Annotated in this window: 13 protein-coding genes and 1 pseudogene; 2 read left to right on the forward strand and 12 right to left on the reverse strand. The window is 64.3% G+C overall.

All coding sequences use genetic code 11. The features are described from left to right. Positions 1-6 precede the first annotated feature (6 nt). From AC5RWA_RS18770 to AC5RWA_RS18795, 6 genes are all read right to left on the reverse strand, one after another. Positions 7-1,542, reverse strand: a complete 1,536-nt coding sequence (locus AC5RWA_RS18770; protein ID WP_494058649.1) for a glycoside hydrolase family 32 protein — start codon at positions 1,540-1,542, stop codon at positions 7-9. A 6-nt stretch (positions 1,543-1,548) separates the two neighbouring features. Next, a complete protein-coding gene (locus AC5RWA_RS18775) occupies positions 1,549-2,427 on the reverse strand; it encodes a carbohydrate ABC transporter permease (protein WP_079596273.1) in 879 nt (292 codons plus the stop codon). 1 nt (position 2,428) lies between these two features. Then, positions 2,429-3,406: a carbohydrate ABC transporter permease gene (locus AC5RWA_RS18780; protein WP_494058650.1), complete on the reverse strand. Its 978-nt coding sequence runs from the start codon at positions 3,404-3,406 to the stop codon at positions 2,429-2,431. Positions 3,407-3,466: 60 nt separating this feature from the next. Then, the gene (locus tag AC5RWA_RS18785; RefSeq protein WP_494058651.1) at positions 3,467-4,759 is read right to left on the reverse strand and encodes an ABC transporter substrate-binding protein; all 1,293 of its coding nucleotides are present in this window, start codon (positions 4,757-4,759) and stop codon (positions 3,467-3,469) included. 112 nt (positions 4,760-4,871) lie between these two features. Further along, positions 4,872-5,894, reverse strand: coding sequence for a LacI family DNA-binding transcriptional regulator (locus tag AC5RWA_RS18790; RefSeq protein WP_494058652.1), 1,023 nt, complete (start codon positions 5,892-5,894; stop codon positions 4,872-4,874). A gap of 76 nt (positions 5,895-5,970) precedes the next feature. Continuing rightward, positions 5,971-7,836, reverse strand: coding sequence for a vWA domain-containing protein (locus AC5RWA_RS18795; protein ID WP_494058653.1), 1,866 nt, complete (start codon positions 7,834-7,836; stop codon positions 5,971-5,973). A 286-nt stretch (positions 7,837-8,122) separates the two neighbouring features. Here AC5RWA_RS18795 and AC5RWA_RS18800 point away from each other — a divergent pair, with 286 nt between their 5' ends. Beyond that, positions 8,123-8,395 (forward strand): hypothetical protein, encoded by a 273-nt coding sequence (locus AC5RWA_RS18800; RefSeq protein ID WP_079596269.1) that lies wholly within the window; start codon positions 8,123-8,125, stop codon positions 8,393-8,395. A 16-nt stretch (positions 8,396-8,411) separates the two neighbouring features. Here AC5RWA_RS18800 and AC5RWA_RS18805 read toward each other — a convergent pair whose 3' ends face one another. The 6 genes and pseudogenes from AC5RWA_RS18805 to AC5RWA_RS18830 form a co-directional block, all read right to left on the reverse strand. Continuing rightward, the gene (locus AC5RWA_RS18805; protein WP_494058654.1) at positions 8,412-9,281 is read right to left on the reverse strand and encodes an HNH endonuclease; all 870 of its coding nucleotides are present in this window, start codon (positions 9,279-9,281) and stop codon (positions 8,412-8,414) included. Between the two features lie 21 nt (positions 9,282-9,302). Then, positions 9,303-9,497: a hypothetical protein gene (locus AC5RWA_RS18810; protein WP_494058655.1), complete on the reverse strand. Its 195-nt coding sequence runs from the start codon at positions 9,495-9,497 to the stop codon at positions 9,303-9,305. Continuing rightward, on the reverse strand, positions 9,494-10,012 hold the full coding sequence (locus AC5RWA_RS18815) for a hypothetical protein (RefSeq protein WP_079596266.1): 519 nt from the start codon (positions 10,010-10,012) through the stop codon (positions 9,494-9,496). The genes AC5RWA_RS18810 and AC5RWA_RS18815 overlap by 4 nt, the downstream gene beginning before the upstream one ends. Before the next feature lie 29 nt (positions 10,013-10,041). Continuing rightward, a complete protein-coding gene (locus tag AC5RWA_RS18820) occupies positions 10,042-10,563 on the reverse strand; it encodes a DUF2087 domain-containing protein (protein ID WP_494058656.1) in 522 nt (173 codons plus the stop codon). Positions 10,564-10,645: 82 nt separating this feature from the next. Continuing rightward, positions 10,646-11,205: pseudogene (locus AC5RWA_RS18825) on the reverse strand (SDR family NAD(P)-dependent oxidoreductase). A 19-nt stretch (positions 11,206-11,224) separates the two neighbouring features. Further along, complete coding sequence (locus AC5RWA_RS18830) at positions 11,225-12,427, reverse strand: globin domain-containing protein (protein WP_494058657.1); 1,203 nt, start codon at positions 12,425-12,427, stop codon at positions 11,225-11,227. Between the two features lie 166 nt (positions 12,428-12,593). On the opposite strand from AC5RWA_RS18830, the gene AC5RWA_RS18835 reads away from it, so the two are divergent. Next, entirely contained in the window at positions 12,594-13,571 is a 978-nt protein-coding gene (locus AC5RWA_RS18835; protein ID WP_494058658.1) for a dienelactone hydrolase family protein, read from the forward strand. The last annotated feature ends 54 nt before the right edge of the window (positions 13,572-13,625 follow it).

Below are 13,625 nucleotides of genomic sequence, written 5' to 3' on the forward strand. Positions count from 1 at the left end.
CCGGGTTCAGCCGCCGACGACGTCGAGCGCCAGGAGTTGCGCGCCCTCACCTTCGGCGATGATCGCCAAAGCCGCGCCCGCCTCAGCAGGGAACACGAGGTCCGTGATGGTGGCCAGCCCGTCCCGGGCGAAGACCTCCACTGAGCAACGGTCAAGGTAGGCGCGAAGGCGGAGGCGGCCGTCCTGCAACGGGACGGCCACCGTCTCAACGGAGGCGAAGGTTCCGTGGAAATCCACGTGCCCCGACGCGCTCCGGTCCAGGCGCAGCATTCCTTCCGCCACATCGTAGGTGAGCAGCGTGGCCTGGGCGCCGCCCGCGCGGAGCATCAGTGCCACCCGCGTCGCGGTGCCCGGCTCGAACTCAACATCGATGCGCGCCACTGTCCCGGTGACCGGAAGTTCCAGCGTCCCCGGCACCAACCGCTGCGGTCCCAGGTGGAAGGTTCCAGACTCCGATCCCTCGAAGGGATCGACAGCCTCCTGCCGGAGCACCACCTTGCCGTCCACCCGGGTCAGCGTAACTTCCCGCGGCAACGACATTGCACTCCGCCAGCCGCCGGTGGGGGTGGAGCCCGCGTAGTCCCAGTTGTTCATCCATCCGATCATGATGCGCCGGCCGTCGGGCACATTGCTGAAGGAGACGGCGGCGTAGTAGTCACGTCCCCAATCCAGCCAGCCGTACTCGCGCATCCGGCTGCCGTCCTTCTGGAGGCCCTCGGTGACGGTCGATTCGGACCTGAACGTCACGCCGTCGAACCCGCCCAGGAAGTACTGCCCGGCTGAGCCGCCGGCAATTCCTCCCGGGTTGATGTTCACGATGAGGACCCACTTCCTGTCCTCCGGGTTCCCGTCCACGGGCAGCTCGAACAGGTCGGGGCACTCCCACACTCCGCCGGTGGCGTTCGCAGGCCCGAACGTGCTCAGGTACTCCCAGGCCTTCAGGTCCGCGGACTTGTAGAGCACCACCTGCCGCTCCACCGCCTCGACGGCGGCCATGACCCAGTAACCTCCGGCGGCGCCGTCGTACCAGAAAACCTTGGGGTCCCGGAAATCGGCCGAGGCGCGGTCCAGGACCGGGTTGCCCTGGTGCTTGGTCCAGGTCCTGCCCTCGTCCACGCTGTAGGCCAGGGACTGGGCCTGCCGGCCGGCCAACCGCGAGTCACCACCGTAGGCGCTGGTATAGACGGCCACGAGCGGCGGGTTCCGGGCAGTGCCGAATCCGCTGCTGTTGTTCCGGTCGAATACCACTGAGCCGGAGAAGATGGCCTCCTGCGCGTCGCAGGGAATGGCCACCGGCTGCTCCTCCCAGTGCAGCAGATCCCGGGAGGTGGCGTGGCCCCAGGACATGTTGCCCCAGTCCGTGCCGAAGGGGTTGTGCTGGTAGAAGAGGTGGTAGGTCCCGTTGAGGTAGACCAGCCCGTTGGGATCGTTGAGCCAGTTGCGTTCGGCGGTGTAGTGCCATGCGGGGCGGAACCGGTCCCTCGACGGAACTGTCGGGGCGGCGGCGGACGCGGGAGCCGCCGTCGTCGTCAATGGATTCATTGTGGCCTAGCCCTTCACGCCGCTGGAGGCGATGCTGTTGACGAAGGAACGCTGGAAGGCGATGAACAGCACCACCACGGGAACGGTGATGAGGGATGCGTACGCCATGACCTCGCCCCAGGAGACGTTCAGCTGGAAGAAGTACTGGATGCCGATCATCACCGGGCGCAGTTCCTCGGACTGGACCACCATGAGCGGCCAGAGGTAGGAGTTCCAGGCCGGCAGGAAGGTCAGGATCGCCACGGTGGCGGTGGCTGGGCCGGACAGCGGCATGACCACCTGGCGGTAGATCTTGAACCAGCCGGCGCCGTCGATCCGCGCGGCCTCGTCCAGTTCCTTGGGAATGGACTCGAAGTACTGGTGGAACAGGTAGATCGAGAAGGCGTTGGCGATGAAGGGGATGATCTGGACCTGGTATGTGTCCAGCCAGCCCTTGGAGAATTCGAGGCTGAAGCCGTTCAGCTCGAAGTAGGGGAGCTGGTTGACCCACCACACCAGCGGCAGGGCGAGGGTTTGGAAAGGCACGATCAGCGTGGCGAGGATGGCGGTGAACACGATCTTCTTGCCGCGGACCTGCATGCGGGACAGGGCGAAGGCGCACAGGCTGTTGACGAAGATCCCGAGGATCACGGTGACGGCGGAGACGCCCACCGAGTTCAGCAGGAAGCGGGCGGCCGGGACGCGGTCGAAGACGGCGGTGTAGTTGTCGAAGGAGATGTTGCCCACCGGCAGGAATGCGGCCAGGGAGGACATGTCGCCGAAGATCTGCTGGTCCGGCTTCAGGGAGGACACGAGCATAAAGACGATGGGGAACGCGGCGACGACGGCGAAGAGGATCCGCACCAGCATGGTGCCGGCGTTTTTCAGGAGCAGTTGGTTTTTCATGTCAGTCTTTCTCCCGCGTGAGGTAGCGCTGCACCGCGGAGACGATCAGCACGAGGACGAAGAACACCAGCGAGATGGCGGAGGCGTAGGAAGTTTCCTGCTGCCGGTAGCCGGACTGGACAGCCTCGTAAATGATGGTGGTGGTCGAGTCCATGGGACCGCCCTGGGTCATGACGCTGATCTGGTCGAAGAGCCCAAGGGCCTGGATGGTGATGGTGACAAGGACCAGGCTGCGCGTGTGGAAGAGGCCGGGCCAGGTGACGTAGCGGAACTGCTGCCACCGGCTGGTGCCGTCCAGCTGCGAGGCCTCGTACAGTTCACCGGAGATGCCCTGGAGCCCGGCGAGCCAGATGATCATGTGGAATCCGGCCGCCTGCCAGATGGACAGGATGATGATGGCCGGCATTGCGGTGTTGGGGTCGCCGAGCCAGTCCGGGCCGTCGATCAGGCCGAAGCTGACGGCGGCGAGGATCTCGTTGATCAGGCCCTCCTTGCGGTACATGAACAGCCACAGCAGCGAGACCACCACCATGGAGGTGACCACGGGCAGGAAGTACACGGTGCGGAAGAAGTTCACGCCGCGGAATTTCTTGTTGATCAGCAGCGCCATCACCAGGGCCAGGCCGGACTGCACCGGAACGATGACGACGGTGAAGTAGGCGACGTTGAGCAGGGCACGGTAGAACGTGGGGTCCGAGAAGAGCCGGGCGAAGTTCTCCACGCCCACAAATTCGACCGGACGCGGCGAGATGAGCCGCGCGTTGGTGAAGGCCAGGCCGAAGCCAAGAATCGCAGGGATGAAGATGAAGGCGAGCAGCAGCACCGCGGCCGGAGCGATCATGCCCCAGCCGCTGAGCTGTTCGCGGCGGAAGCCAGGGCGGCTGTGGGACTTGGGGGCCTTGCCTTTCGCGTTCGACGGCGGCAGGGCAGTTTCAGGGGTGGCTGGACTTGGGCGTGTGGGAAGGGAAGCAGTTGCCATGAGGGTCTCCGTGGGTCGGGCTGCCGGATGGCTGCGGGGAGCAGCCATCCGGGGCTCCGGCTAGTTCTTGTAGCCGCCGTTGGACTTGATGTTGGCGTCGATCGCCTTCACGGCGTTATCAAGGGTGGACTTCGCGTCCGCCCCGTTCAGGATGTCCTGCACGGCCTTCCCGTATTCGGTGGCGATGAAGGGGTAGGCGGGTGTCTCGGGCCGCATGACCGCGTATTCGCGGGAGAAGTCCATGAAGATCCGGTTGGCGCCGCCCTGGGCGAAGGCCGGAATCTGGGCCGCCGCCTCTTCGCTGGCAGGAATCGCGCCGGTGGCCTTGGCCACTGCGGCAATGTTTTCCGGCTTCAGGGAGTAGGAGAGGTAGTCCATGGCTGCCTCGGCGTTGCTGCAGCCGCTGGTGACGCCCCACTGCCAGGAGGCGCCGCCGATCTTCGGGCCCTCGCCGAGGTCCACCGGCGGCATGACGACGAGGTCGTCGCCAAGGGCCGCCCTGGCCTTGTCTCCGGCCCACGAGCCCGTGTAGACGATCGCTGACTTGTTGTTCAGGAAGTCCTGGGTGGAGTCCTTGCCGCTCTTCTTGGCCATGAAGCCCTGGTCCGCGAGGCCGCGGAACCACTCGGCCCACTCCACCGCCTTGTCGCCGTTCAGTGCGCCCTCTGCACTTTGGAAGCCGTCCCTGTTCACCAGGTCGCCGCCGAACGACTGCAGGAGGGGGGAGTAGCCGTACGGAAGCCATTCGCCAGTGCCGGCGGTGCCCAGGTCCAGCGGGTGCTCCCACGTGCCCAGAGCCTTGAGCTTGCTGAGGGCATCCTGGAACTCTTCCTTGGTCCACGGCTTCTCCATGGTGGCAGGGCGTACGCCGGCGGCCTTCAGGTCAGAGGCGCGGGCCATCATGGCCAGGGCGACATCGTAGTAGCCAACGGCGTAGGGCTTTCCATCCCATTCAGCCACGGTGCTGGGGAGGTGCTTGGAAAGGTCCGCATCCAGTTCGAGGGGCTTCAGGTACCCGGCCCAGGCCCAGTTAGGCACGTTGGGGCCGTCAATGTCCACGATGCAGGGCAGGTTGCCGGCCGCTGCTGCGGAGACCACGGAGTCGTTGTAGGAGTCCTGGGGGAAGGCCTGGATCTTGATCTTCACGTTGTCCTGGCTGCCGTTGTAGGAGTCGACGATCTTCTGGACTGCGGCCAGTTCCTCCGGGTTGCCGGCGTTGTGGGTCCAGAGGGCGATCTCACCGGAACCTTCAGTAGAAGACGATGCACTGCCCTTGCCGCAGCCGGCGAGGGTGGCTGTGAGGGCGGCTGCGGCTATGCTGGTCGCCAGGATCTTGGTGAACTTCTTGTTCATGGGTCGGTCTTTCTGCTTGGACAGCGGGGGATTGATGTAGGTCCTGCAGGGAACGCGGCCGCTGCAACGGCTGCGTTCCCGTTTTTAACGGGGGTTTTCTTGCGCCTGGGTGTCAGTTCCGGGGCGGAGCGACGGACTCCCGCTCAATGACGGGGCAGGAAATCTTTTCCTGCCTCCGCGGCGCCCCGGCGTCCTCAAGCTCCTCCAGGAGTTTCAGGACAGCCCACCGGCCCATCTCATAGTGGGGGAGGGCCATGGTGGACAGGCCCGGCCAGAGGCCGTCGGCGATGAGCTCAAGGTTGTCAACGCCCACAATTGAAACGTCAGCCGGAACCTTCAGGCCAAGGTGGCCTGCCGCCTGGTAGGCGCCCATGGCCATCTGGTCATTGAAGCAGAACAGCGCGGTGGGTGGTTCCGCCCGGGACAACAGCTGAAGCGCCGCTTCCCGGCCTCCCGCAGTGCTTGGATGTCCGGCCACCAGGCAGTCCGCGGGTAGTTCCAGTCCATGGCGGACAAGCGCTGCGCGGAACCCTGCGAGCCGCCCGTGGGCGGCCGGAATATCGTCCTCGTTGTTGACCATGGCAATCCGGCGATGACCGGCCGTAACCAGAAGTTCGGCCGCGGACTCGCCGGCGCCGAACTCGTCCGGCACCACAGAGGACAGTGCGGGGTTGTCCGGGGTGGCGTCGAGGACAACAGTTGGGGCTGCACCCAGTTCGCCCGGGACGGACACCTGCTGGTTGAACATGCGGGCGTAGACGATGCCGTCCACCTGGTGCTGCTGCAGGGCCCGGATTTCCTGGCGCTCCAGCTCATTGTCCAAGCCGGAGTTGACCACCATCAGCAAGTACCCGTGCTCCGAGGCGGCGTCCTGGGCGCCCTGGATCATGGCACCGGCAAAGGGCGTGGTGGTGATCTCGTCACTGACAAGGCCGAGGATCTGTGAACGCTGGTTGCGCAGTCCGCTTGCCAGGCGGTTCGGTGCGTAGCCGAGGTCACCGGCTACGGCTTTGATGTGTTCCACAGTCCGGGCGTTCACCCGGGAGCTGTGCGCTTCGCTCAGGGCATGCGACACGGTGGTTACGGAGACGCCGGCAGCTTTCGCCACGTCCCGGATGTTGACCTTTGTCGCCATTGACTTCGTTCCTTTGCAAAACGTTTTGTATGTTGCTTGCATCACTATATGCAAAACGTTTTGCAACCGTCAAGGCCTAGAAGCTGGTCACCAGTTCGCCGAGTACCTCCTCGAGCCTGTTCGGGTCGGTGGCGTCGTAGTAGTGCGCCCCGCTCGCCCTGGCGATTTCAAGCAAAGTGGGGACGTCGGCGTCGGGCCCGTATGCGAGTGTAAAGACGAGCACCGGTGTCGCGTGGTTCTGATGGCTGAGCTGTTCGGTGAGCCCGGGAAGGTCTCCGGGGTGGGTGGAATCATTCTTGCCGTCGCTCAAAAGCACAATGGTGTTGATGGAGCTGTCTTTGTAGTCCTTGGCCTGATCGCCGGCGAAGCGGCCAACCGCTTCAAAAAGCGGCGTAGCGTCCACGGCCTGGAGCCCGTCGAGCTTGGCGATGATGTCTTCTTTATTGGTCTTCAGCGGGGCTACCGGGCTGACGATGCCCGGCTGCAGGGGGCCGTCATCCACATGGGAGAACGCGGCCAGCCCAATCTCGTCCTCACCCACGAAATGGTCCAGTGCCTTGACAACGGCATCCTTGGCCCGCTGCAACTTGGTCACTCCGGTCTCCTGCACCATGGACTCGGAAACATCCAGCAGGAACAAGGCCCTGGCCCGCTTGCGGACCTCGTGGAAGCTGTCCTGCATGGCAACAAGCGCCTCCGCCTTGGGGAGTGGCAGCGGTTGGAGCGTCTCAGCGTACCGGCCGGTTGCCGCCACGGTGGCGTTCAGCTTTCCCTGGATGCTGCGGTAGCCGGACGCCTTGACGACGTCCTGGCCCTGCTCCGTCACCGCGAACGCGAGGAAGTCCAGCGCGGCCAGACGCTGCTGGCTCTGTACCCATTCGCCGTCAAGGATTACTGCCGGGTTGTCAGCCACGTGCACGCCGTCATTGGGGTAGATGGCCCGGAGGGGCTCCCTGGGCACGGGTCCGGACTGCTTTTTTGTACCGTCCTCGCTGACCACTCCCCGGTTATAGTCCCAGACCGCCTTTTCATCCACGATCACCGCGGAGAGGAACTCCGCGACGTTCCCGGCGTCGTCAGCTTCCCTGGCGTGCCACAGGAAGTGCTCGGGAGTGGCCATGTAGTGGCTGGTGCCCAATTCCACGGCACGCACCTTCTCCACCAGGGACGGTGCATCCAGGTCCATGTCGTCCAAGCCCCCAAGGCTGCCTCCGGCGGCACCGTAGGAAGCAGCAAGGGCCATCAAGCCCGACGTTGAGACGAGCGGACTGGCCTTGCCGAACTTGAATTTCCCCCAGTCGCCATGGCCGAGGCGCTCCCAGACGTCCTGCTCTTCGGACATTTTGAAGACGTCAGACCACGACGGCGGTGTGCTGTCCCAGCCGAGGGCGCGCACCATCGTCTCCGGCATGGCGACAATGATCGCACTCCGGGCGATGCTGGTTCCTTCCTGGCCGGCAGGGCTTCCGGTGGCATCTTCCCCTGCGATCCGTAACCACGCGGAGGAATCCGGCACCCACATGGAGGGCCTGTCGCCGGCCGGAACGCCTGGGAACTGCGACCCCACCTTGCCGGCAGCGACTCCCGATTTTTCCTGGGTGACTGCCGGCGTCACGCATTTACCGTCCACGCTGCGGGGTTTCGCGGTGTACGCGGCCGCCAGGGCGCGGACCATCTCGGCGTTCTCGAGCGAAGTGAGGATGTTCAGGGAGATGCAGGGCGAGGCCCCGGCAACGGCGGCAGGATTGTCCTGCGTCAAGGGCTCGGTTGCTGAAGGCGTGTTGCCATTCCCCCCGGACGTGCCCCCGTCCCCTGGATCGGGAAAGAGCATGGTGCGCAGCACGAATGCGCCGCCAACGATGAGAAGGGCCACTGTGGCCGCCGCTGCGATCCAGATCCATCGCGGATAGATCGGGTCAGTTGCTGCGCGTCGACGGCCCATGCTCGTTTCCTTTGAAATCCGCCGGGTCACCCCGGTGTGAATGCAAATTATGAAACTGGCCCGCGGCAGTCACACCGCGGGTGCGCCTAGCCCCCCGCCCGGATGCCCCCGCAACTGGATACGCATTCTGAGGATAACCCCGCCGGGCGCAAAGATTCAGGTCGTTGATGGAATTTTGTGGGTTCCAGATCCTGGCGTACATGCTCTGGATCACGAAGGGTGCCAGGTCTACATTGGTAATTGGCTTATGCAGAGGGCCTACCCGCCGCCAATCCAGGAGGGGACCATGAGCCCCACACCAAAACAACCAATCACCGATGACAGCATCCAGGTCCGACAGGTTAACCACTACCAGTTCAGCTGGGTGGCCGGGGACGCCGGAAAGCCGGGCACCTGGACCCTCCAGCTGGTCCTTGACCAAGGGGCGTGGGAGGAGGTCCTTACCCTTGACGCAGAGGACGCCGAGGTACTCCAAGGCCTCCTGAAACGCTCAGCGACCGTGTACTACGACGTCCGCCGACGCACACTGATGTTCGGGACAACGCCGGCAGGGCAGTAACTGCCTGCCCGCACCGTCAGTCCAGGCCCGCATTAAGGATCCGCAGGGCGTTCTCCTGCGCCTCCAGTGTTTGCTCAGCCACCATCTCGCCGCGAAGGTGGCCTGCGCTAGCAATGATGTTTCGAAGTTCCGTGACACTGCGTGCTGTGCCGGCGTCCCGGTGCGCCATGTCGTGGCAGTTGGCGCACAGGGGCACAAGGTCCGCGACGGGGTCCAGTTGGTATCCGTTGCCCAGCAGGGATGCCGGCACAGTGTGGTGGACGTGGATGAATCCTTCTCCGAGTTCACCGTAACGCGCCTCGAAGGAGAAACCACAGGCAGCGCATGACGTGCCATGGAACGCCAGGCATATTCGCCGCGCGTCCGGGTCGCGTTCATAGCGGTTCACTTCAATACTGCTGACCGCCTCCACCGGGTAGGTTCCTGGAACCAGTTCGTTGATGGTGGCGGCGGCAGGTCCCAGCTCCCGCCACAGCAGGCGAAGCCCAGGCTCCGCCGACAACGGGACCGTCGTCGGTTGGCGGATCGCGTTGCCCCACCGGACGCCGGGCACTGCTGTGGCCAACACGTCCGGCCTTATCTGCTCGCCAAGGGGCAGCAAGGCGTCGAAGACGACACCGACATACTGCCCGTCTGCCTGCGCATCCTGGCGATGCCCCGCTTGGCAGATCCCGGTGAGCACAGCACCGTGGCCGATCAGGCCGCTGCCTGCGTCACTGCTGCCGTGGAGGAAAAGCCAAACTTCCGTTCCGGGCCCAATGTTCCGGCGTCGATTAATACCCCAGCGGACAAAAAACCGGCCGGCTTCCCTGACCTGCTCGACGGCGTCCCGGTAGTTCCACGGGTTCCGCCCGTCCGTATTCCATCCCAGAATTACTGCTGCCACTGCTTTAGCCGGGCAGCCGGACTAGATGGGTTCCTTGGCCAGTGCCTTGGTTTTGGCGGGCGTTTCACGTCCGAGACGCTCATCGAGCGTCACCCGTAGCCTGGCCGCTGCAACCTGGACACGGTGCTCGGCAGGCGTGCCCTTCTTCTTCGCCGGTTTGGCGGTGGTGCTCCGGGGAGTATGGACATACCGGTGTTCAGATGATGCAGCGCTCATTGTCCAACCTCCTCAGTCTTGTGCTTACCAGTCATTTCATTGTCGCCCATGTCTCCATCGGAGTCCACGGACGGGACATCCTGGGCGGAGTCGTAGTCCTCCCCGTTCTCATCGCCGGAGACGTTCTTCCAGGCGATATCGAACAACTCGAGTTCCTCCTCGCGCGCCAGTTCGCTCCGCGCCAGAACTTCCAGCGTTGCGAGCCCCAGGGCTTTGGTCCCTTCATCGTCGTCCAATGCGCGGTCCAGCGCCCACTGGGTCCGCCGCCACCATTCGGCGCGGCTGTCAGCTTCGGTCTTCTGCCTCAGCGCCTGCACGTCCGCTTCCCGCTTTTGATCCAGTGCCGTCTTGTCTGCAGCCGTGCGCTGCTTGAGGGTGCGCCAGTTGATGTAAAAAGCCAGAAGGGCCGCAATGAGAACGGCCAGGGGTCCCAGACCGGCAAGTATTACCCACCAGTCAGCCGGCCCTGAATGGACTACGACGTCGAGCGGGCTGGGGGAGGGGGCGGGAGTCACCCGACCAGCATAAGTGGCGGGATGAAACCCTAAGCGTGTTCTTCTTCCGGCAACGAGTACGAGGAGCCTGACGGCGTACGTGACAGCAGCCCGAAGTCCACCAGGTAGTGGCGCAGCAGCACTACGTCGTCGGTATAGCTGAGGAGCCGTTCATTGACCTGTCTCTCCGTCAGGGTTTCACCCGGCTTGATGGCCTGACTGACTATCCAGGCCAGGAGCTCCCGCCGCTCTGCCTTATTAGCGGGATACCTCTCAATCCTGCCCAGGCGCATGAACCGGTCCAAACCTGTCTGCGCCTGCCGTCGCGGTTGCTGCCCCAGAAGGTCACGGAACATCGATCCGGATGCCTCCAAATGACCGGAAGCATTCCGTTCCACAAGACCGGAATCAAGCAGGGCAGCGACGGCCCGCTTTCGCCGTTGATCGTTGGCATCACCAGGGACCTCGGCGCCGAGCACTATGTGCGCGTACGCGGCTCGTGCGTCATCGTTGGCGAGAGCTGCCATCACACGCCGCCAGTGCGGTCCGCTCATCCTCTTGCTTCCAGCCACTCCGTTGTCCTTACTCCACATCCGTCCCGACCGTATTGCGAGTGAACGAAAAGCGGCGGCCCGGATGGACGGCGCCTCTCCGTCAGACGGCTGTGTATCCCCCATCAACGAGGTAGTAGCCACCGGTCATGAACGATGCGTCCTCGGACAGGAGGAAGGCAACGAGGTGTAAGCGCCGTTCCCCAGGGCTGCGACACTTCCGTGAATGGAGGCCATATTCACGATGGCGCACTTGTCCGCGCCGGCAGCGAGCATCTGCGGTATCTGGTACCGCATGCCGTACAGCACACCGTTGAGGTTGATGCCGATGACCTTGTCCCACTCGTCCAGGTCGGTTTCGCCGGCGGGTGCCTGCTTGCCGCCGATGCCCGCATTGTTGACGGCTAAATGGAGGGCCCCGTAGGTGTCAACGGCGTGGCGGACAACCTTCTCGGCGTCCTCCTTGTTCGCCGTGTCCTGGCGGACGGCCGAGGCGGTCCCGCCGTCGCCAACGATTTCCTGGACAACGCGCTCCGCCGCCTCCAGATTGATGTCGGTTACCACCACGCTGGCACCCTTGGCGGCGAGTTCCTTACAGATTGCCTCGCCGATGCCGGAGCCGCCTCCGGTGACCAGCGCAACTTTGCCCGTGAACTGTGCCATGCTGTCCTCTCTCTATGGGCTACTGGAAGTCGGCGAGCCAGAGATCCGGCCCGAAGACTTCGTACTGGATGTCTTTCGCCGGAATTCCCGTAGCGATCAGGTCGCTCCGGACGGCTTGGAGGAACGGCAGCGGGCCGCAGAGGTAGTACTCGGCGTCGATCGGAAACTCCACCGCGTTGATATCCATGAACCCCTGGAATGAGGTGCCGCCTGGACCTTCATTCGGATTCAGGAACCAGGTGTACAGGGATCCGTCAGCCAGCAGGCTGAGGTCTTCGATGACCTGCCGGCGGAGCGGAAACGAGGCCGGACTGTCATCTGCATGCAGGAACATCACCTGGCGCTGCGAGCCGGCCTTCACCAGGTGGGACAGCATTCCGGCCATCGGAGTGATGCCGATCCCTGCGCTCGCCAGAACCACCGGCCTGTCCGTGTACCCCAGCACCACGTCGCCGAAAGGCGCTGACAGCACCACTTCGTCGCCCACCGTGACGTCGTTGTGCAGCAGGTTGGACACCTCGCCGTCGGGAGTGCCCAGCCCGTGCACCCTTTTGACCGCGAAATGCCGGTGTTTCCCGTCGTCCGCGCGGGTGAGGCTGTATTGGCGCGGCTGATGCACGCCGTCGTTCATGAGCATTTTGATGGTCACGTACTGTCCGGGCAGGGAGGGCTTGACCTCGCGTTCGTCGGTCCTTTCCACCACGAAGGTGACCACATCCTCGGTCTCCTGGATGCGCTCGGCCACCCGCCACGTCCGCCAGATGGTGCCCGGTGAAAGGTGCACCGCGTTGTAGAGGCCACGTTCCTTGTTGATCAGCATGTTCGCCATCAGCCAGTAGACCTCGTCCCAGGCCTCGGCAACCGGCGGGGTAACGGCGTCGCCCAGCACATCGACGATTGCCCACATCAGGTGGTCATGGACGGTCTGGTACTGGTCCGGGCTCAGGCCGAGCGAGACGTGTTTATGGGCAACGCGTGACAGCAGGTGGTCAGGCAGCTGGTCCGGTTTCTCCACTAAATACCTGGCGAACGCAGCGATTGATCCGGCCAGCGCCTGCTGCTGGCGGCCGTCCGCCTGGTTGCCCCGGTTGAAGAGACCGTCCAGCAGGTCCGGCCGCGCTTCGAACATGTGCTTGTAGAAGCGTTTGGCGATCTCCCCGATATGCTCTCCGACCACGGGCAGGGTCGCCTCGATGACGGGACGTGACGTGTCAGAGAGCATCATCGGTCCTTCCGGAATGTCCTGGCAGCGGCCAGCCTTCAGGGGTGCAAATCTAACAGCATTGGCACCCCGGGAGAAGAGGCAACCGACCGGTCCAGGCAGCCGAAAACCCCTTGTCCTCGGCCTGGAGTTAGGCAACGATGGTGATCTACTCCAGGAGGCGGCCATGGTCCAGCTGGGCAAATTCGAAAAGTACCTAATCGAGGAATTCTTCGACGACTACCGGGCCGGCGACATGACCCACCGGACCTTCACCCGCCGGGTGGCATTCATCACCGGGAGTATGACCGCCGCTTCCGCCGCCATGCTTCTCGTGGGCTGCACGCCCGAGGAGGTCCCGCGCAGTACGGACCCCATGCCCACGCCCAGCCCGTCATCCTCGACGGCGGGCAACGGCACGTCGACGTCGGGCGCCGTCCCGGGAGCCAAGAGCCCCCTGTCCGTTCCGGAGGGCACGCAGGGGATAACGACGTCGACCGTCACCTTCCCCTCCGGCGGCACGGACATCAGCGGCTACCTCGCCCGGCAGGACGGCGCCGCGGCTGGTCCTGCCGTAATGATCTGCCACGAAAACCGCGGGCTGACGCCCCACATCCAGGACGTGGCCCGCCGTTTTGCCAAGGCAGGTTACAGCGCCCTGGCGCTTGACCTGCTCAGCAGGGAAGGAGGAACGGCGGACATGGACCCGGACGCCGTGCCGGGTGCGCTGACCAGGGCCGGTACACCGCGCCATGTGGGCGACTTTGCCGCGGCCTTCGACTACCTGGCGGCACAGGACTTCGTTGACCATGCCCGCATCGGCATGAACGGCTACTGCTTCGGCGGCGGCATTACCTGGCAGGCGGCCACAGAACTGAGCGGCCTCAAAGCCACTGCCGCGTTTTACGGACCGGCCCCGGACCTCAACAAGGTTCCCGCCATCAAGGCGGCCGTCTTCGGCGTCTACGCGGAGCTGGACCAGCGCATCACCGGGGCCATGCCGGCACTCGGCGACGTTTTGGCCGCAACGTCGGTAACCCATCAGCTCACCGTCTGTCCCGGCGTCGACCATGCCTTCCACAACGACACCGGCGAGCGCTACAACGAAGCGCAAGCAACGGCCGCGTGGAACGACACGCTGGCCTGGTTCGGGCAGCACCTTTAGTCCCGCGGACGGCTGGTTTCCACCCCTGCCGTTCATCAGTATGCTTACTATTGT

This window comes from Arthrobacter sp. 210 2 (assembly GCF_059093025.1).